Origin of the sequence: Ramlibacter sp., assembly GCF_050250995.1 — a bacterium.
Lineage (GTDB): Bacteria > Pseudomonadota > Gammaproteobacteria > Burkholderiales > Burkholderiaceae_C > Ramlibacter.
Genome location: NZ_JBFWNP010000031.1, coordinates 1 through 17189 on the forward strand (window position 1 = coordinate 1; position 17189 = coordinate 17189).

At 69.8% G+C, this 17189-nt stretch carries 21 protein-coding genes and 1 pseudogene; 15 read left to right on the forward strand and 7 right to left on the reverse strand.

Features of this window, described 5'->3' with window-relative positions:
• On the forward strand, positions 1 to 251 hold a 251-nt coding region (locus AB7E83_RS18285), incomplete at its 5' end, for a hypothetical protein (protein WP_428572127.1).
• Positions 252 to 271: 20 nt separating this feature from the next.
• Here the strand turns inward: AB7E83_RS18285 and AB7E83_RS18290 are convergent.
• The 6 genes and pseudogenes from AB7E83_RS18290 to flgA form a co-directional block, all read right to left on the reverse strand.
• Positions 272 to 931 (reverse strand): annotated as a pseudogene (locus tag AB7E83_RS18290) (hypothetical protein); the annotation flags it as partial.
• A 152-nt stretch (positions 932 to 1083) separates the two neighbouring features.
• Positions 1084 to 1563: a hypothetical protein gene (locus AB7E83_RS18295; RefSeq protein ID WP_428571988.1), complete on the reverse strand. Its 480-nt coding sequence runs from the start codon at positions 1561 to 1563 to the stop codon at positions 1084 to 1086.
• Positions 1508 to 2143: a nucleotidyltransferase domain-containing protein gene (locus AB7E83_RS18300; protein WP_428571990.1), complete on the reverse strand. Its 636-nt coding sequence runs from the start codon at positions 2141 to 2143 to the stop codon at positions 1508 to 1510. Before AB7E83_RS18300 ends, AB7E83_RS18295 begins: the two co-directional genes overlap by 56 nt.
• Positions 2144 to 2209: 66 nt before the next feature.
• Positions 2210 to 2623, reverse strand: coding sequence for a hypothetical protein (locus tag AB7E83_RS18305; RefSeq protein WP_428571992.1), 414 nt, complete (start codon positions 2621 to 2623; stop codon positions 2210 to 2212).
• Positions 2620 to 2931 (reverse strand): flagellar biosynthesis anti-sigma factor FlgM, encoded by a 312-nt coding sequence (flgM, locus tag AB7E83_RS18310; RefSeq protein WP_428571994.1) that lies wholly within the window; start codon positions 2929 to 2931, stop codon positions 2620 to 2622. Before flgM ends, AB7E83_RS18305 begins: the two co-directional genes overlap by 4 nt.
• 109 nt (positions 2932 to 3040) lie before the next feature.
• Complete coding sequence (gene flgA, locus AB7E83_RS18315; protein WP_428571996.1) at positions 3041 to 3745, reverse strand: flagellar basal body P-ring formation chaperone FlgA; 705 nt, start codon at positions 3743 to 3745, stop codon at positions 3041 to 3043.
• A gap of 142 nt (positions 3746 to 3887) precedes the next feature.
• On the opposite strand from flgA, the gene flgB reads away from it, so the two are divergent.
• The 11 genes from flgB to flgL are packed head-to-tail and all read left to right on the forward strand — an operon-like array spanning position 3888 to position 13422.
• Positions 3888 to 4262, forward strand: coding sequence for a flagellar basal body rod protein FlgB (gene flgB / locus AB7E83_RS18320; RefSeq protein ID WP_428571998.1), 375 nt, complete (start codon positions 3888 to 3890; stop codon positions 4260 to 4262).
• 17 nt (positions 4263 to 4279) lie between these two features.
• Positions 4280 to 4681 (forward strand): flagellar basal body rod protein FlgC, encoded by a 402-nt coding sequence (flgC, locus tag AB7E83_RS18325; RefSeq protein WP_428572000.1) that lies wholly within the window; start codon positions 4280 to 4282, stop codon positions 4679 to 4681.
• 6 nt (positions 4682 to 4687) lie between these two features.
• Positions 4688 to 5032, forward strand: a complete 345-nt coding sequence (locus AB7E83_RS18330) for a flagellar hook capping FlgD N-terminal domain-containing protein (protein ID WP_428572002.1) — start codon at positions 4688 to 4690, stop codon at positions 5030 to 5032.
• A 37-nt stretch (positions 5033 to 5069) separates the two neighbouring features.
• Complete coding sequence (flgE, locus tag AB7E83_RS18335; RefSeq protein ID WP_428572004.1) at positions 5070 to 6344, forward strand: flagellar hook protein FlgE; 1275 nt, start codon at positions 5070 to 5072, stop codon at positions 6342 to 6344.
• A 21-nt stretch (positions 6345 to 6365) separates the two neighbouring features.
• Positions 6366 to 7097 (forward strand): flagellar basal-body rod protein FlgF, encoded by a 732-nt coding sequence (flgF, locus tag AB7E83_RS18340; protein ID WP_428572006.1) that lies wholly within the window; start codon positions 6366 to 6368, stop codon positions 7095 to 7097.
• Between the two features lie 11 nt (positions 7098 to 7108).
• Positions 7109 to 7891, forward strand: coding sequence for a flagellar basal-body rod protein FlgG (gene flgG, locus AB7E83_RS18345; protein WP_428572008.1), 783 nt, complete (start codon positions 7109 to 7111; stop codon positions 7889 to 7891).
• 11 nt (positions 7892 to 7902) lie between these two features.
• The gene (locus tag AB7E83_RS18350; protein WP_428572011.1) at positions 7903 to 8586 is read left to right on the forward strand and encodes a flagellar basal body L-ring protein FlgH; all 684 of its coding nucleotides are present in this window, start codon (positions 7903 to 7905) and stop codon (positions 8584 to 8586) included.
• Positions 8583 to 9716: a flagellar basal body P-ring protein FlgI gene (locus tag AB7E83_RS18355; RefSeq protein ID WP_428572013.1), complete on the forward strand. Its 1134-nt coding sequence runs from the start codon at positions 8583 to 8585 to the stop codon at positions 9714 to 9716. Before AB7E83_RS18350 ends, AB7E83_RS18355 begins: the two co-directional genes overlap by 4 nt.
• A complete protein-coding gene (gene flgJ / locus AB7E83_RS18360; protein WP_428572015.1) occupies positions 9716 to 10570 on the forward strand; it encodes a flagellar assembly peptidoglycan hydrolase FlgJ in 855 nt (284 codons plus the stop codon). The genes AB7E83_RS18355 and flgJ overlap by 1 nt, the downstream gene beginning before the upstream one ends.
• A 7-nt stretch (positions 10571 to 10577) precedes the next feature.
• The gene (gene flgK, locus AB7E83_RS18365) at positions 10578 to 12206 is read left to right on the forward strand and encodes a flagellar hook-associated protein FlgK (protein ID WP_428572017.1); all 1629 of its coding nucleotides are present in this window, start codon (positions 10578 to 10580) and stop codon (positions 12204 to 12206) included.
• A 22-nt stretch (positions 12207 to 12228) separates the two neighbouring features.
• On the forward strand, positions 12229 to 13422 hold the full coding sequence (gene flgL / locus AB7E83_RS18370; protein WP_428572019.1) for a flagellar hook-associated protein FlgL: 1194 nt from the start codon (positions 12229 to 12231) through the stop codon (positions 13420 to 13422).
• Here flgL and AB7E83_RS18375 read toward each other — a convergent pair.
• A complete protein-coding gene (locus AB7E83_RS18375) occupies positions 13374 to 14231 on the reverse strand; it encodes an HDOD domain-containing protein (protein ID WP_428572020.1) in 858 nt (285 codons plus the stop codon). The two genes, flgL and AB7E83_RS18375, sit on opposite strands and share 49 nt — an antisense overlap.
• Positions 14232 to 14306: 75 nt before the next feature.
• Between AB7E83_RS18375 and AB7E83_RS18380 the strand changes: the two genes are divergently transcribed.
• The 3 genes from AB7E83_RS18380 (at position 14307) to AB7E83_RS18390 (ending at position 17189) form a co-directional block, all read left to right on the forward strand.
• Complete coding sequence (locus tag AB7E83_RS18380) at positions 14307 to 15311, forward strand: NADPH:quinone oxidoreductase family protein (RefSeq protein WP_428572022.1); 1005 nt, start codon at positions 14307 to 14309, stop codon at positions 15309 to 15311.
• Between the two features lie 115 nt (positions 15312 to 15426).
• The gene (locus AB7E83_RS18385; RefSeq protein ID WP_428572024.1) at positions 15427 to 16395 is read left to right on the forward strand and encodes a Bug family tripartite tricarboxylate transporter substrate binding protein; all 969 of its coding nucleotides are present in this window, start codon (positions 15427 to 15429) and stop codon (positions 16393 to 16395) included.
• On the forward strand, positions 16392 to 17189 hold the full coding sequence (locus AB7E83_RS18390; RefSeq protein WP_428572026.1) for an enoyl-CoA hydratase/isomerase family protein: 798 nt from the start codon (positions 16392 to 16394) through the stop codon (positions 17187 to 17189). Before AB7E83_RS18385 ends, AB7E83_RS18390 begins: the two co-directional genes overlap by 4 nt.

Below are 17189 nucleotides of genomic sequence, written 5' to 3' on the forward strand. Positions count from 1 at the left end.
GCGTGCGGCGGGTACGCCGCGCTGATTTCTTCACCATCGAAAACTCCTGTCGCCAGCCTTTCTCGGCCGGCATCATGCACGGAGTTTCCACTCAAGACGCTGTTCAGATTTGCGGAGCCACTTCTGTGGACCCTGCCTTCACCGGCCATACCGGCTCGATTAAAGCTAGAAGCGAAGGCCATACATGGGAGACAAACGCCATGTCATCACCTTCTGTAGAAGAGCTAACTGTGCCGATCATTCGTCCTTGACTATCAAGTACCGGCCCGCCACTCATTCCGCCAAAGGCCGGCGAGTCAACCGCAAACGAAGCTGACGGCAACATGACGCGATCCCGCCCTTCAGGCCAAACGTCAATCACTCGGCCAACACTTACTCTCACGTTGCCCCCAATTCGCATATCACTTGAAATCGGAATGGTCGCGGTCTCTGCAGTGAATCCCGCGAGAAACACGCGATCCCCCACGGTAGGCATCCGAGTAGTTATGTAAGCGACGGAGAAGGCGTTGAGCGGTGGCAAATCAGTCCTGTATCGCAAAACCAGGACGGCGAGGTCCGCAGTGTCGAGGCTATGGACGCTCACAATGTCCCAGACATGCACATGGTCAGCTTGGGGCGCTTGACACACTGCAGCAGCCCCTCCACGACCGAGCGCAGCGAGCCAGTCCGATAGCACGTGCTTCGCGGTTATTGCGATACCCGGATGCACTAGAACGGCAGACCCGAGCGTATGTTGGCCTGTCGCGTCTCGGAAGCTAATCGAGAGAAGCGCGCCTCCGAAGGCGAACAAAGAAGTCACCCCGTGATTTCGACCAACGACATCCTCAAGAGAGAACAATTTTGCGTTGATCGTCAGGCTAACCGAATTCAGCCCGACCAAAGGGTCAGGCGTGACCACACCGCGACGTACTTCCTTGGACTGTTCAGCCATCTATGAATCATGCCCGACCTCACAGCGTCCCGGTCCAGCACAGGCCGGTCTACTCGGATCTACTTTCGACGCGAGGACGTTGAGGTAAGCCGATGCGGATGGGGATGTCCGAATTTTTGTATGAGGGCCACTGAGAAGCAGTCGGTGGCGATTCACCGCTGCGAGTTGCGCTCTTGCTTCGCAGCCAAGTCCGTGCGCAGCTTCCTGACGATCATCTCCACCTCTTCGAGAACATTCTCTGCACCATCGATCACATCTTCGATCATGCCCTCCGAAATATCGATTTCGGAGCCCTCATAGATCAGCCGGTTCCTTGTGCGTGCGGCCCGATCCAGCGAATCCTTGGCCGCCGTCGCTCCCGGTACCAGAACCGGCAATAGTTCGTAAAGCACCTGCCGGTGCCCTGGGTCGGACGTCGTTCTGTATCCCCGTGCCATCAGCGCGATCAGGAGGAAACCGTGCGCCGCGTCGTTTGCTGCCTTGTAGCGCGTGGTAAGGCTGTTGGCTGTGCGCTTCGCGTCCTGAAGTTCTTCCTTGCCCACGCGCAGGCTCGACTCGACATCGTGCAGCCGCGGCTCATGCGGTTTGAGCTTGCCCAGTTTCTCCAGATTCTGAAAGTTCGTCGAACTCACGCTGTTGCCCCACGACAAATATCTTCTTGCCTTCGCCGATTCGCTCGACGAAGGAGCCGCCCTTCCTCATCCGTTCATGGAATTCAACGGGAGAGTAAAGCACCGCGTTGACCGGTCGACGCAGCGCCCGCTCGGCGACCGCGGCGGCGGTCATGATGTCCCGATTCTTCGCGGCGCCCACCACGCACAGGTCCACATCGCTATTGCTCTTCGCCTCGTTGCGCGCCACCGACCCGAAGATGAATGCGAGGTCGACTCCCCGCACATCCGCAAGCGCCGCGCGAACGATGTCGGCGACGCCTGCGGTTTTCACGGCGATTCCCTTCAGCTCTTCGAAAATGGGGGACTCGGTATTCGCGCGGACGGTCCTTCGGTTCCCGTCGCGCTGCTCCACGAGGAGGCCGGCGGCAACCAGTATGTCGAGCTCTTTCGCGAGCGTCGCAGCGGTGACGCCAGCGAGGCGTGCGAGCTCACGCAGGTGCAGTTCCTTGCTTTCGTCCGAGAACAGGATGCCGATCACGGCCTGCTTGGTTTTCGAGAACAGCGCGTCGGCCAGGCTATTCGAACGCACTTGCTTCATGGCCGAATTGTTTCATAAAAACAGACATTCGTCAGCTTTTACCAAACGATTTCGAGGGTGCGCCGCTCACGCCCGCTCGAACCCCCCCGCCCGCCACGGTCCGAGCGCGACCCCGTTGGCGGCGTAGACGCGCGACGCCTGGCGCTGGCGCACGCCCTCGTGCATGGAGCCGAAGACGGCGATCGCGCGGTCGGTCGCTTCGAGCCGGCGGGCGGCGGCAGGTCGGCTCAGCATCGAATGCATCACCAGGCGCTCGAGGATCGGACGGCAATCGGCAGGCAGCGTCTGGCCGGCCGAGGCGGCGCTCAGCAGCGCCAGGCGCTTGCGGATCTGCGCCTGGAGTTCGGGCAGCGCGTCGGCGTCGCCCGCCACCAGCGCTTCGGCATGGCGGCGCACCAGAGGCTCGAGTTGCGCGAGCGCGAGCGCGAACGGCGACGACGGCGACGCGGGCGACGCAGGCGACGAAGCCGAGGCGGTCATGCCGGGCGCTGCCTCAGCATGTCGGCGGCGTCGGCGATGAGCCGGTCGGCGATCGCGTCGGCATCGATCTCGAAGCGTCCCTCGAGGATCGCCGTTCGGATCGCGGCGACCTTCGCTGCATCGAAATCGCCGCTGCCGGGCGCGACCAGGCTGGCGGCAGCGGCCGACACCTGCACCTGCTCGACGGTTGCCGATGCGGCCGGCGCGGCCGACTGCGTGGCCGCGGGCGCGGCGGCGGCGCGCGCGCCGCGCAGCGGCGAGGCGGCGGCCGCGGCGGGGTCGTGGGGCACGGGGGAGCCGATCTTCATGGGGTTCTCCAAAGGCTTTTCGGGGCCTGTCCTGCGATCTTCGGCGCGAAGCTCCGGAACTTGAGGCCGCATAAGCAGGCGATTCGCGGCGCTTTTCGGCCAGCGAGGCTCAAAGCGGCACTTCCACCCGCCGGCCGTCCCGGGCCACGCCGGTCACGACCTTGCCGAGCTCGGTGCGCACGCGCACGGTCTGCCCGTCCGCGCCGGCATTGAGCGCCTGGCCCGAGGCGTCGACCGCGAAGCCCGTGCCCACGATGCGCAGGCGCACCATGTCGCCCGCCTGCACCGCCATCGTGGCGCGCAGCATGTCGGCGCGCAGCGCCTGTCCGGGCGCGACCGCGCGCGCGAGCGTCCGGCCCTGCAGCTGCGAGGCATCGCGAAGCACGGACGCGGATTCGCGCGTCAGCTCGATTTCCTGCTCGCGCACGTCCTGAGCGACGGGAACCGACTGCGCGGCGAGCGGCACGGCCGCGACGAGCGCGGTGCCCCACACGCGCACGGTGACGGGCACGAGATAGGTCCACGAGGCACCCTCGGCGCAGCGCACGCCGACCGAGGCGCGGCCCCAGTAGCGCGCGCTCCCCGGCGCGAACAGCTCGATGCGGCGGCAGGGCGCGAGCACGGAGGAGGGCTCGACGTTGCCCACCTGCACCTCGAAGCGCGTCACGCCGCCTTGCGCGGCCTGGGCCGCGGCCTGCTGCGAGACGAAGGCGCGCACCGAGTTCTCGTCGGCCGCTTGCGATTGCGCATTGGAGGACATCGCGGACATCGCGGCCGAAGCGCAGACGAGGGCGGGAAGAAGGGTGTATCGCATGGCACGCACTTTAGGCGCGCGGCGCAAGCGGCCGGCGCGGAATAGGCGCGCAAAGCACGGACTTATCCGCGCTTCAGTTTTCGGCGCGCGATCCGACACTGCATTCCACCGCGGTGATCCGGCCGCGAACGAAGGAATGCGTATGTCACTTCTGACTGCCAAGATCGACGGCCACGCGACCGCGCTGGACCTGCTGGCCCAGCGCCAGAAGGTGCTGGGCGGCAACATCGCGAACGCCGACACGCCCGGCTTCAAGGCGCGCGACTTCGACTTCGCCTCGGCGCTCGCCAACGCGCGCAGCGAGCAGCAGGGTGCGGGCGCCGGCATGCGCGACGCGCAGACCGCGATGCCCGAGCTTCTCTATCGCAACGCCGATCAGCCGTCCCTCGACGGCAACACCGTGGAACTCGACCGCGAGCGTGCCGCCTTCGCCGACAACGCGGTGCGCTACGAGGCGACGCTGCGCTTCATCAATCACGACGTGCGAACGCTGCTGTCGGCCATCACCGGGCAGTGAACGGGAGTCCATCGACCATGTCCCTCTTCAACCTCTTCACGATTTCCGGCAGCGCCGTCTCGGCGCAGAGCAAGCGCCTGAACGTCGTCGCGAGCAACCTCGCGAACGCCGATGCGGTGGCCGGCCCCGACGGCAAGTCGTACCGGGCGCGGCAGATCGCGTTCGAGCCCCAGCCGCTGCCCGGCACGGACGTCGCCGGCGTGCGCGTCGCGGCCGTGACCGAGAACGACGCGCCCGGCCGCCGCGTCCACGAACCCCACCATCCGATGGCCGACGGCGACGGCTACGTGACCCACACGAACGTGAGCGTGGTCGACGAGATGGTGAACATGATCTCGGCGTCGCGCGCCTACCAGAACAACGTCGAAGTGATGAACACCGCGCGGCAGCTGCTCGCGAAGACCTTGCAGATGGGGTAGTAAGCCATGACGAATCCGATCGCGTCCCCCACCGCGCCGACGTCGAACGCCGGCAGCAAGTCGACGGGCAAGACCACGTCCGCCGCCGACCAGCAGGACCGCTTCATGAAGCTGCTCGTCGCGCAGATGAAGAACCAGGATCCGCTGAACCCGATGGACAACGCGCAGATGACGAGCCAGATCGCGCAGATCAACACCGTCGCCGGCATCGAGAAGCTCAATGCCACCGTCGAGTCGCTTGCCGCTTCGTTCGAGGCATTGCAGGCGCGGCTGACCGCGGACGCCGATGCGGCCGCCGCCACCGCCGACACCGCCGCGAAGCCGGCCGCCGGCGCGCCCGCTTCTCCCTGAATCTCTCTCTCGAAACGAATCCACGGAGCCCCTCCCCATGAGCTTCCAGCAAGGCATCAGCGGCCTCAATGCCGCCTCCCGCAACCTCGAGGTCATCGGCAACAACATCGCCAATGCCAACACCGTCGGCGCCAAGGTCTCGCGCGCCGAGTTCGCCGGCATCTACGCGAGCGCGGCGATGCAGGGCGTCACGGCCATGCCCGGCATGGGCGTGCAGGTGACGTCGATCACGCAGCAGTTCTCGCAGGGCGCGCTGCGCACCACGGAGAACCCGCTCGACATCGCGATCAACGGCAACGGGTTCTTCTGCGTCGCCGAGCCCGGCAGCGCCGATGCCGGCTACACGCGCAACGGCGCGTTCCAGCTCGACAGGCAGGGCCACGTCGTCACCACCGGCGGGCTGCGCCTGCAGGGCTTCGCGGTCGATGCGGCGAGCGGCCGCAGCACGGGCGTCGCCGGCGACATCAAGCTGCCCGCCGACGGCATCGCGCCGCAGGTCACGACGAAGGGCGAGCTCGCCGTCAACCTCGATGCGCGCACCGCGGCGCCCTCGGCTTCCACGCCGGCGTTCGCGCTGAACGTTCCCGACTCGTATGCCTCGACCACGTCGATGCCGGTCTACGACCAGCAGGGCAACGAGCACACGCTGTCCCTCTATTTCCGCCGCGCCGCCACCGACAACGAGTGGGAGGTCTATGCGGGCATGGACGGGACGAACATTCCCGCGGCCGCCGGCGGCGCCGTCGTGCCGGCCGGCACGCTGAAGTTCAACGCGGACGGCACGCTCGACGCGGGCAGCGCCGAACTCGAACTCGACGTTCCGTTCCCCGCCGGCACGCTGCCCGTCGCGCCCTCGACCTCGACCGCCGATGCGCCGGTGAAGATCTCCCTGACGGGCACGACGCAGTTCGGCAGCGCCTTCGGCGTCAACGCGGTCGGCCAGGATGGCTACGCCGCGGGCCAGCTCACCGGCTTCGCCGTCGATGCGCGCGGCATGGTGCAGGCGCGTTACTCGAACGGCAAGACGGTGCCCGCCGCGCAGGTCGCGCTCGCCGACTTCGCCAACGAACAGGGGCTCGTGCCCGTCGGCAACAACGTCTGGCGCGCCACGCCCGATTCGGGCGAACCGGCCATCGGCGCGCCGGGCACCGCCAACCTCGGCGCGCTGCAGGGCGGCGCGCTGGAGGAATCGAACATCGACCTCACCCAGCAGCTCGTCGACATGATCACCGCGCAGCGCGCCTACCAGGCGAACGCGCAGACGATCAAGACGCAGGACCAGATGCTGTCGACGCTGGTCAACCTGCGCTGATAGGCCGGAAGCAGCGACGCCATGGACCGCCTCATCTACACCGCCGCGTCGGCCGCGCGCTCGCTCATGCTGCGACAGGACGGGCTGGCGAACAATCTGGCGAATGCCAACACGCCGGGCTTCCGCGCGGACCAGGTGGCGTTTCGCGCGGTGCCCGTGCGCGGCGAAGGCATGGCCACGCGCGTCGTTTCGCTCGAGGCGTCCGCCGGCTTCGACGAGCGCTCGGGCGCCCTCGAAAGCACCGGCCGTGCGCTCGACGTCGCGGTGCTCGGCAAGGGCTGGCTCGCGGTGCAGGCGGCCGACGGCAGCGAGGCCTACACGCGCGCCGGCGCGCTGCAGGTGAACAGCGAAGGCGTGCTGTCGAGCCCCGGCGGCCTGCCGGTGGCGAGCGAGGGCGGCACGCTCAGCATTCCCGCCGGCAGCACCGTGACCATCGCCGCCGACGGGACCGTGTCCGCGCGTGCGAGCAACGGCGCGGCGCAGCAGGTCGGCCGCATCAAGCTGGTGAACCCGCCGGCCGCCGACATGCGCAAGGGCCCCGACGGGCTGATGCGCACGTCGACGGGCGAGGACGCCGCCGCCGACCCCGCGGTGCGCCTGCAGGCGGGCGCGCTCGAAGGAAGCAACGTGAACGTGGTCGAGGCGATGGTCGGAATGATCGCCGCCTCGCGCCAGTTCGAAACCCAGATGAAGCTGCTCCAGAACGCCGAGCAGAACGACCAGCGGGCGGCGCAGCTGCTCGCGCCCCGTTGAGGAGATTCGCCATGCTGCGCTCGCTTTCGATCGCCAAGACCGGCCTGGAGGCCCAGCAGACCCAGCTGGACGCCATCACGCACAACCTCGCCAACGTGGGCACCCACGGCTACAAGCGCAGCCGCGCGGTGTTCGAGGACCTGCTCTACCAGAACATGCGGCAGGCGGGCGGCCCGTCCTCGCAGGACGCGCAACTGCCCACGGGCCTGCAATTGGGCAGCGGCGTGCGGCCGGTCGCGACCTCGCGCAACTTCAGCCAGGGCGCGCTCACGGAGACGGGCAACCAGCTCGACGTCGCCATCAACGGCAGCGGCTTCTTTCAGGTGCAGATGCCCGACGGCGGCACGGGCTACACGCGCGACGGCTCGTTCCAGGTCGATGCGCAGGGGCAGATCGTCACGTCGAGCGGCTATCACCTGAACCCGGCGATCACCGTGCCCGCGGGCGCGCAGACCGTCACCATCGGACGCGACGGCATCGTGTCCGCGACGCTCGCGAACGCGAAGGCGCCGCAGCAGATCGGCCAGATCCAGCTCGCGGGCTTCGTCAATCCGGCCGGGCTCGAGCCGCGCGGCGGCAACCTCTTCACCGAGACGGCCGCGTCGGGCAATCCGCAGACCGGCAACCCGGGCGCGAACGGCATGGGCGTCGTCCACCAGGGCGCGGTGGAAGGCTCGAACGTGAACGTGGTCGAGGAACTCGTCGCGATGATCCAGACGCAGCGCGCGTACGAAATCAATTCCAAGTCGATCCAGACATCGGACCAGATGCTGGCGCGCCTGTCGCAAATCTGAAGGCACTCGTCATGCGGATCCATTCCCTCGCGCTGCTCGCGCTTGCCACCCTGTACAGCGGCTGCGCCACCCTCACCGTGGCGCCGGTCGCCATGCATTCCGCGTCGCCGCAGGCCGGGGCCGCCGCTGTGCTGCCTGCGGCGGCGCCCGCGCCCACCACCGGCGCGATCTTCAACGCGGGCGGCTACCGGCCGCTCTTCGAGGACACGCGCGCGCGCCACGTCGGCGACGTGCTCACGATCCAGATCGAGGAGACGCTGAGCGCGAGCCAGCAGTCCACGACCAAGCTCGATCGCAGCGGCACGCTGTCCGCGGGCGTGACGGCGCTGCCTTATGCGTCCAAGAGTTTCCTCGGCCGCCTGAACGCGAGCGCGAATTCGGCGCTCGCCGGCAGCGCGGACGGCACGACGGGCAGCAGCAACTCGTTCACCGGCGTGATCGCGGTGCGCGTGCAGCAGGTGCTGCCCAACGGCAACCTCCTCGTGGCCGGCGACAAGGAGATCGGCGTGAACCAGAACGTCGACGCGCTGCGCTTCTCGGGCATCGTCGACCCGGCCACGATCCGGGCGGGCAACGTGGTGAGCTCCATGCAGGTCGCCGAGGCGCGCATGGAGCAGCGGGGCCGCGGCGACGTGGGCCGGCTGCAGGGGCTCGGCTGGCTCGCACGCTTCTTCCTTTCGGTCGCGCCGGTATGAGGACGATTCGACTCCTGGCCGCGTGCGCGCTCGTCCTTGGCGCAACGGCTACGCAAGCCCAGTACGGCGTGAACGCGCCGGCCGGCGGCAGCGAGCGCGTGCGCGACCTCGCCACCGTGGCAGGCGTGCGCACGAACCAGTTGCTCGGCTACGGCGTGGTCGTCGGGCTCGACGGGAGTGGCGATGCGACGAACCAGGTGCAGTTCACCGGGCAGAGCGTGCAGTCGCTGCTGCAGCAGTTCGGCGTCACGCTGCCGCCCGGCGTCACGCCGCAGATGAAGAACGTCGCGGCCGTGATGGTGACGGCGGCATTGCCCGCCTACGCGCAGCCGGGCCAGCAGATCGACGTCACCGTGTCTTCGCTCGGCAATGCGCGCAGCCTGCGTGGCGGCACGCTGCTGCTCATGCCGCTGCGCGGCGCGGACGGGCAGATCTACGCGATGGCGCAGGGCAACCTGGTCATCGGCGGCATGGGCGCATCGGCCGGCAACAGCAAGGTGTCGATCAACCACATGCTCGCGGGCCGCGTGCCCGGCGGCGCGACGGTCGAGCGGGCCGTGCCGAACAGCGCGCTCGACGCCGCGCACCTGCATCTGGAACTGAACCAGACCGACTTCTCCACCGCGCGCCGTCTGGCGCAGGCGATCAACCTGCGCCTCGGCAACGAAGCCGCGCGGCCCCTCGACGGGCGCGTCGTGCAGGTCGAGCTGCCCGCGCGGGGCAGCCGCGTCGATTTCATCGCGGAGCTCGAGGGCATCGAGGTCGATCTCGAAGCGCCGCCCGCGAAGGTGATCGTCAATGCGCGCACGGGCTCGGTCGTCATCAACCAGTCGGTGCGGCTCGGCCCCTGCGCGGTCGCGCACGGCAGCCTGTCGGTCACCGTGTCGAGCACGCCGGTTGTGAGTCAGCCGGCGCCGCTCTCCACGGGCGGCCAGACCGTCGTCGCCGAGAAGGCCGACATCCGCGTGCAGCAGGGCTCGGGCAACCTGCTCGCGATTCCGCAGAGCGCGGACCTCTCGCAGATCGTGAAGTCGCTCAACGCGCTCGGCGCGTCGGCGCAGGACCTCATCGGCATCCTGCAGGCCATCAAGGCCGCGGGTGCGCTGAAGGCGGAACTGGAGATCATCTGATGCGCGCCGAATCGGCCTCGATCGCGCAGCTGGACAGCCGCGGCCTCGATGCGCTGCGCCGCCAGGCTGCGCAGGACCCGAAGCAGGCCGCGCGCCACGCGGCCGTTCAATTCGAGTCACTCTTCATGCAGATGGTGCTGAAGAGCATGCGCGATGCATCGCCGAAGCCGAGCGGCGGCAGCGGCGAGGAGACGTTCTCCGCGATGATGGATTCGCAGCTTTCGCGCCAGTTCGCGGGCCGGCCGGGCGGCCTCGCGCAGATGCTGGAGCGGCAGCTCGCGAAGCACATGGGCAACCTGCCGGCCGTGTCGCCGGAAAACGTGCAGTCGGCGCCGATGCCGGCCGCCGCGACGCCCGCGACCGCAACGCCTGCGGCCAGGGGCGCGCCCGCCGAGTTCATCCGCAAGATGCTCCCCCACGCGCAGGAGGCCGAACGGCGCACGGGCGTGCCCGCGTCCTTCATCCTCGGCCAGGCCGCGCTCGAATCGGGCTGGGGGCGCGGCGAGGTGCGCAATGCCGACGGCAGCAACTCGCACAACCTCTTCGGCGTCAAGGCCGGCGCGAGCTGGAGGGGCGAACGCGCCGAGGTCGCGACGACGGAGTTCGAGAACGGGCAGGCGGTACGCACGCGCGCGGCCTTCCGCAGCTACGACTCGTATGCCGATGCCTTCGCCGACTACGCGCGGCTGATCTCGAGCCAGCCGCGCTACGCCGGCGTGGTCCGCGGCGAGGCGACGGCCGAGGCCTTCGCGGGCGGCATGCAGCGCGCGGGCTACGCCACGGACCCGAACTACGCGCAGAAGCTCGCGCGCACGATCAACCAGACGCTCGCCATGCAGCGCGCGATGGGCTGAGCAGGCCATGGGCTCGCTCCTGAATATCGGAACCTCGGCGCTCGCGGCGGCGCAGGGCTCGCTCACCACCATCTCGCACAACATCGCGAATGCCAACACCGAGGGCTATTCGCGGCAGCGGGCGCAACTCTCCACGGCGGGCGGACTCGCCACCGGGGCGGGGTTCTTCGGCCGCGGCGTCGATCTGAGCGGCGTGCAGCGGCAGTACGACCAGTTCCTCACGCAGGCGCTGCAAGGCGCATCGGCGGCCAGCGCGTCCGACGCGGCGCGCGCGGAAGGCCTGCGCGCGCTCGACGCCGTGTTCGCGGGCGCCGACCAGGGCATCGGCGTGGCGCTCGACGAGCTGTTTGGCGCCGCGGGCGACCTCGCCAATCGTCCCGGCGATGCATCCGCGCGGCAGGTGTTCATCGCGCGCGTGTCGGCCTTCTCCGCGACGCTGACGGCCGTGGGCCAGCGTGTCGCCGACGTCGCATCGTCCGCCGATGCGGGTCTGGCGCTGCGCGTGCCCGAGGTGAATTCGAGGCTCTCGACGATCCGCCGGCTCAACGAGCAGATCGCGCGCGGCGGCGCCGGAGGCCAGCCGCCGAACGATCTGCTGGACCAGCGCGACGCCGAGGTGCAGGCGCTCTCCCAATCGATGGCGGTGCAGACCGTCGCACAAGGCGATGGCAGCATCTCCCTCTTCCTGCGCTCGGGCGCGCCGCTGCTCGTGGGCAGCCAGCAGGCGCAACTCGTGGCCGCGCCCGATCCGTCGGACCCGTCGTGCACCGGGCTGCGGCTCGAATCCGCGGGTGCGGCGCAATGGCTCGATGCGGCTGCCCTCGGCGGGGGGAGCCTCGCGGGCCTCATGCGCGTGCGCGACGACGATGCCGCGCGCGCGCTGCGCGAGGTCGGACGCATCGCGACCGTTGCGGCCTCCGCGTTGAACGCGCAGCATGCGCAAGGCATCGACATGGACGGCGCGGCGGGGCAGGCGCTGTTGCGCGTTCCGTCGCCGCGCGCGGTTCCCGCCGCGGGAAACACGAGCGGCGGCGCCGTGTCCTGCTCGGTGGTGAACGCCGCCGCCCTGCAGTCCAGCGACTACGAAGTCGCGTTCGACAACGGCAACTGGACGATCATGCGAACGAGCGACGGCAGGGCGACTTCCGCTTCGTCCTTGCCGGCGACCGTCGACGGTCTCGCATTCGGCTTCGCCGGCACACCCGCCGCGGGCGACACCTGGCTCGTGCGCCCGTTCGATGCGGCCGCGACCGGCTTGTCCGCGCTGCCGCTCGGCACGCGGCAAATCGCCACGGGCGCCGCGGGAAGTTCGGCGCCCGGAAGCGACAACCGCAACGCGCTCGCGCTCGCTTCGCTCGCCACGTCGTCGCTCATCGGCGGCCAGTCGCTCGGCGACACCTATGCGACGCTGCTCGCCGAGGTCGGCAGCCGCGTGCAAGCGGGCGTGGCTTCGGAAACGGTGTCGATGCGGCTGCGCGACGACGCGCTCGCGCGCCAGCAGACCGTCTCGGGCGTCAACCTCGACGAAGAAGCGTCGGACCTGCTGCGCTTTCAGCAGGCCTACCAGGCGTCCGCGCGCATCGTGCAGGCGAGCCAGAGTCTCTTCGAGGCGCTCCTCGCGGCCACGGGCCGCTGAAGCCCGACTGGGGAATCCTCACATGCGCATTGCCACCTCGCACACCGCGCGCCAGGCCTTCGAGGCCATCGGACGCCGGCAGGAAGAACAGGCGCGCCTGCAGGACCAAATCTCGAGCGGCCTGCGCGTCCGTTCGCCGGGCGACGACCCGGTGGCCGCGGCGCAGGCGGAACGGGCACGCTCGCGCCTCGCGCAGATCGGACAGGAACGTCGCGCGACCGATCTGGCGGCGAGCATCCTTGCGACCGCCGACGGCGCGCTCGCGCAGGGCGTGTCCATCCTGCAGGACGCGCGCGCGTGGCTCGTCGCCGCGGGCAACGGCGCCTACTCGGCCGCGGACCGCGGCTCGCTCGCGCAGCAGCTTGCCGCGGCGCGCGAACAGCTGCTGCAGGTCGCGAATGCGGACGACGGCGCGGGCGGCTACATCTTCGCGGGGCAGGGGAGCACGGATGCGCCTTTCACCAGCGGCGGGATGCCGACCTACGCCGCAACGGCAGGCGAACAGCGCGTGGGCACGGGCCGGCACGCCACGACGCTCGATGGCCGCGCCACCTTCATGGCGATCGCGCAAGGCAACGGCGTGTTCGTCACGGCGTCCGCGGCGGCGAACACCGGCGCGGGCTGGATCGACGCGGGCGCCGTGAGCGACGCGACGGCGCTCACGGGGCATTCGTACCGCGTGACGATCGCCGGGACCGCGGCGGCGCCCCTCTATACCGTCGACGACCTCACGGCGGGGACCACGGTGGCCGCGAACCTGCCGTTCGCGGCCGGAAGCGCCCTCGAATTTGGCGGCCAGCGCATCGTCATTTCGGGCGCGCCCGCGGTGGGAGACAGTTTCGACGTCGCGCCGGCCGGGCGGCAGAGCGTGTTCGCGACGCTCGACGATGCGATCGCGCTGCTCGACGATCCCGGCGCGACGAACGCACAGTACGCCGAGCGGCTCGCGCGCGTGCAGGCGGGCCTCGACCGCTCGCTCGACGCGATGGTGTTCTCGCGAACGCGCGCGGGCGAGGGCCTGCGGCAGGTCGACATTGCCGCGGCACGCGGCGAAGAGGCCGCGCTTTCGACCGAGAGCCGGCGCAGCGACCTGCAGGACATGGACATCGCCCGCGGCGTGAGCGCGCTGCAGTCGTCGCAGACGACGCTCGAGGCGGCGCTGCGCAGCTACGCGGGCAGGTCGCGCGCTTCGCTCTTCGACTTCATCGGCTCCTGATCGAGCGTCTGCCGCACGAGCGTCGCCGCCGCGGTGGCGTTGCTCGCCATCAGGTGCGCGAGTTCCGCGTAGTCGTCGGGCAGCGCGGCGTCGTCCCATCCCCGGCTCGCATGCCGCGCGATGCGCACCGCCAGCGCGACGGTGCGCTGGCCCGCGCGCCAGTGCAGCGGCTCCGACGGATCCTGCGTCGAGCCCGGCAGGCCCCACATCGCCACGAGCTTCTGCGCGACGGGCGCGAGGCTCGTGCCGAGCGCCTCGGCCTGCGCGTCGGCCGTGCGCAGTCGCGGATCGCGCCGCTGGCGCGCTTCGATCGCGAGCGCCCGGTCCGGCGCCGCGGCCCACAGCAGCAGGCCGGTGAAGTCGTGCAGCAGCGCGGTCTCGTAGAGCACGTCGACCTCCGCGTCCTGCCGGTGGATCGCGATGGCGGCGGCCAGCCGCGCCGCCGCCTGCGCGCGCTCGAACGCGCGCAAAGCGCCCGCGAGCGCCTCCGGCCTGTCCGCAAGCCGATCCTCCAGCACCGGCGGCGAATCGAATTCCGCGAACACCGCATCGACGCCCAGCAGCACCAGCGCGGCCGTGACCGTCTGCGGCGGCTTGTCCAGCCGTTCGCCGAAGCGGCGCGAGGCGAGGGCGAGCACACGCAGGCTCATCAGCGGGTCGGCGAGCGCGAGCCCGGCGATGCGGTGCGCGTCCACTTCGCCTTCCCGCTCGCGCCAGTGCGCGAGGCCGTCCGCGCTCTCGCGCAGCAGGGGAATGGGTCGAGACGCGAATTCGGTGACCCAGTGTTCGATCGGTTTCGCAGCGCTCATCCCGGAGATTTCGGCGGCGGCGCGGAAAACTGGAGAATCGGGATTGCGCTTCAACGGACACGAACCGGGAGAATCATGCAAGGCTTCCTCTGCGAACGCTACGGCCCTTACCGCGACATGCGATTCGGCGAGCTCCCGCCGCCGACGCTGCGCCCCGGCTGCGTGCGCATCGCGGTCCACTACGCCACGGCGGGCTTCGGCCAGACGCTGGTGATCGCGGGGCGCTACCAGCGCAAGCCGCCGCTGCCCTTCGTGCCGGGCACCGAAGTGTCCGGCGTGGTGATGGAGGTCGCGCCGGACGTCGTCGGCTTCTCGCCGGGTGACCGCGTCGCCGCGGCGCTCGACTGGGGCGGCTTCGCCACCGAAGCCGTGGCGACGGCGGCGACCACCTGGCACGTGCCCGATGGCGTCGATCTCGCAACCGCCGCGACGGTGCCGCTCACCTATGGCACCGCCTACGCCGCGCTGCACTGGCGCGCGCGACTGCAGGCCGGCGAGACGCTGCTCGTGTACGGCGCGGCCGGCGGCGTGGGCCTTCCCGCGGTGGAAGTCGCGCGGCTCGCGGGTGCGGAGATCGTCGCGGTCGCCGGCTCGCCGGACCGCGTGCGGATCGCGATGGATCACGGCGCCGCGCACGGCATCGTGCATTCGCAGGGCGAGGCGATGTCGCGCCAGGTGATGGGCGCGCTCGGCGGACGCCGGGTCGACGTCGTGTTCGACACGGTGGGCGGCGAGCTGTTCGACGAGGCGCTGCGCTGCGTGCAGCCCGAGGGCCGCGTGCTCGTGGTCGGCTTCGCGGGCGGCACGATCCCGCAGATCCCGGCGAACATCCTGCTGATCAAGAACATCGACGTCATCGGCTTCAACTTCGGCCTGTACGTCGGCTGGACGCCCCTCGACGAGCGCGAGCGTTTCCGCGACCGCATGCGCGTGCTCATGGACACGCTGTTCGCGCACGTGGTGGCGGGCGAGCTGAAGCCCACGAGCTCCGTGGTCTACCCGCTGCCGCAGCTGGCCGACGCCTTCGATGCCGTGATCGAGCGTCGCGCGGTCGGCCGCGCGCTGGTCTCCATGGTGTGATGCGTTCGATGTATTCCGGCTCGGGCGCGGGCGGGTGAAAACACCGTGGCGGCCGATGCGCGATGCGCGTCCAATGGACGGCATCGACATCTCACTTTCCGAACGGAGACGACACGTGCGAACCTTCTCGATCCTGCGGACGTTGGGCGTGGCCCTCGGACTGGCCCTCGGCGCGAGCCTCGTCGCGGCGCAGCCGGCGGCCGGCCGCCCGATCCGGCTCGTCGTGCCGCTGCCCGCGGGCACCGCGACCGACCTCGCGGCGCGCGTCCTCGGCCAGCAGATGAGCGTAGCCCTGGGCCAACCCGTCGTGGTCGACAACAAGCCCGGCGCCAATGGCGTGATCGGCACCATGGAGGTCGTGCGTGCGGCGCCCGACGGCCTGACGCTGCTGCTCGGCTCGCAGTCGCCCATCGCGAGCAACGTGGCGCTGGTGAAGAACCTGTCGTACGACCCGCGCAAGGACTTCACGCCCATCAATGGCTTCGGCGAGACCATGCACGTGCTGATGGTGCGGCCCGACCACCCCGCGAAGTCGCTGGCCGACTTCATCGCGTATGCGAAGCAGCGCCCCGGCAAGGTGAGCGTGGGCACGACCACGAGCTCGGTGAACATCCAGATCGCGACGCTCAACAAGCTCGGCGGCCTGGAACTCCTGCCGGTGCCGTACAAGGGCATTCCCGCCACGCTCACCGATGTGATCGGCGGCACGCTCGATGCGAGCATGGTGGACCTCGCCAACGCGCTCGCGCAGGCGAAGAGCGGCCGGCTGCGGCCCCTCGCGGTGACCTCGCTCAAGCGCAATCCGCTGGTGCCCGACTGGCCCGCCATCGCCGAGACCCTGCCGGGCTTCGACTTCCCTTCGTGGGTCGCGCTGGTCGGCCCCGCGAACATGCCGCGCGAGCTGGCGCAGAAGCTCAACGAGTCGGTGGCCGTGGCGATGAAGCACCCCGAGGTGGTCGAGAAGCTCGCGGGCATCGGCATGAGCCCGATGCCGATGACGACGGCGCAGTTCACGACTTTTCTCGACAAGGAAGTCGTGAAGTGGGTCCGGCTCGCGCGCGAGGCGAACGTGCAGCCCGAATGACCGGAATCGACTACGCAACCCTGAAGATCGACCCGCCGCGCGAGCATGTGCAGCGGGTGGCGCTGAACCGCCCCGAGGCGATGAACGCCGTCGACACGCAGATGGGCCGCGACCTGCTCGACTACTTCGCGCGGCTCACGGCCGAGCCCGGCGACGTGCGCTGCGTGCTGCTCACCGGCACCGGCGGCAAGGCCTTCTGCGCGGGCGGCGACCTGAAGGAGCGCAACGGCATGTCGGCCGCGCAGTGGCAGGCGCAGCACGAGCTGTTCGAGCGCGCCTTCGTCACGATGATGGAGTGCCCCGTTCCCATCGTCGCCGCGCTCAACGGCATCGCCTACGGCGGCGGGCTCGAGATGGCGCTCACCTGCGACTTCATCTATGCCGCGCGCGGCGCGCGTTTCGCGTTGAGCGAAGTGCGGCTGGGCCTCATGCCCGGCGGCTGCGGCACGCAGAACCTCGCACGCGCCGTCGGCGAGCGGCGCGCCAAGGAACTCGTGCTGACCGGCAGCCCGTTCACGGCCGAGGAAGGCGTGGCCTGGGGCGCGTTCAATCGCGCGTGCGATCCCGCCTCGCTCGAAGACGAGGCGCTGGCCACCGCACGCACGATCGCCGGCAATGCGCCGCTGTCCGTGCGGCAGGCGAAGAAGTCCATCCACTACGGCATGCAGATGGACCTGCTCACCGGCTACCGTTTCGAGATCGAGGCGTACAACCGCCTGGTCGACACCGAGGACCGGCACGAGGGCGTGCGCGCCTTCAACGAGAAGCGCAAGCCGGACTTCAAGGGACGCTGA

Excerpts from the sequence above, each read along its gene's own strand:
- AB7E83_RS18300 (WP_428571990.1), bottom strand. The coding sequence starts at position 2,143 with ATGAAGCAAGTGCGTTCGAATAGCCTGGCCGACGCGCTGTTCTCGAAA.
- AB7E83_RS18305 (WP_428571992.1), bottom strand. The coding sequence starts at position 2,623 with ATGACCGCCTCGGCTTCGTCGCCTGCGTCGCCCGCGTCGCCGTCGTCG.
- flgM (WP_428571994.1), bottom strand. The coding sequence starts at position 2,931 with ATGAAGATCGGCTCCCCCGTGCCCCACGACCCCGCCGCGGCCGCCGCC.
- flgA (WP_428571996.1), bottom strand. The coding sequence starts at position 3,745 with ATGCGATACACCCTTCTTCCCGCCCTCGTCTGCGCTTCGGCCGCGATG.
- flgB (WP_428571998.1), top strand. The coding sequence starts at position 3,888 with ATGTCACTTCTGACTGCCAAGATCGACGGCCACGCGACCGCGCTGGAC.
- flgC (WP_428572000.1), top strand. The coding sequence starts at position 4,280 with ATGTCCCTCTTCAACCTCTTCACGATTTCCGGCAGCGCCGTCTCGGCG.
- AB7E83_RS18330 (WP_428572002.1), top strand. The coding sequence starts at position 4,688 with ATGACGAATCCGATCGCGTCCCCCACCGCGCCGACGTCGAACGCCGGC.
- flgE (WP_428572004.1), top strand. The coding sequence starts at position 5,070 with ATGAGCTTCCAGCAAGGCATCAGCGGCCTCAATGCCGCCTCCCGCAAC.
- flgF (WP_428572006.1), top strand. The coding sequence starts at position 6,366 with ATGGACCGCCTCATCTACACCGCCGCGTCGGCCGCGCGCTCGCTCATG.
- flgG (WP_428572008.1), top strand. The coding sequence starts at position 7,109 with ATGCTGCGCTCGCTTTCGATCGCCAAGACCGGCCTGGAGGCCCAGCAG.
- AB7E83_RS18350 (WP_428572011.1), top strand. The coding sequence starts at position 7,903 with ATGCGGATCCATTCCCTCGCGCTGCTCGCGCTTGCCACCCTGTACAGC.
- AB7E83_RS18355 (WP_428572013.1), top strand. The coding sequence starts at position 8,583 with ATGAGGACGATTCGACTCCTGGCCGCGTGCGCGCTCGTCCTTGGCGCA.
- flgJ (WP_428572015.1), top strand. The coding sequence starts at position 9,716 with ATGCGCGCCGAATCGGCCTCGATCGCGCAGCTGGACAGCCGCGGCCTC.
- flgK (WP_428572017.1), top strand. The coding sequence starts at position 10,578 with ATGGGCTCGCTCCTGAATATCGGAACCTCGGCGCTCGCGGCGGCGCAG.
- flgL (WP_428572019.1), top strand. The coding sequence starts at position 12,229 with ATGCGCATTGCCACCTCGCACACCGCGCGCCAGGCCTTCGAGGCCATC.
- AB7E83_RS18375 (WP_428572020.1), bottom strand. The coding sequence starts at position 14,231 with ATGAGCGCTGCGAAACCGATCGAACACTGGGTCACCGAATTCGCGTCT.
- AB7E83_RS18380 (WP_428572022.1), top strand. The coding sequence starts at position 14,307 with ATGCAAGGCTTCCTCTGCGAACGCTACGGCCCTTACCGCGACATGCGA.
- AB7E83_RS18390 (WP_428572026.1), top strand. The coding sequence starts at position 16,392 with ATGACCGGAATCGACTACGCAACCCTGAAGATCGACCCGCCGCGCGAG.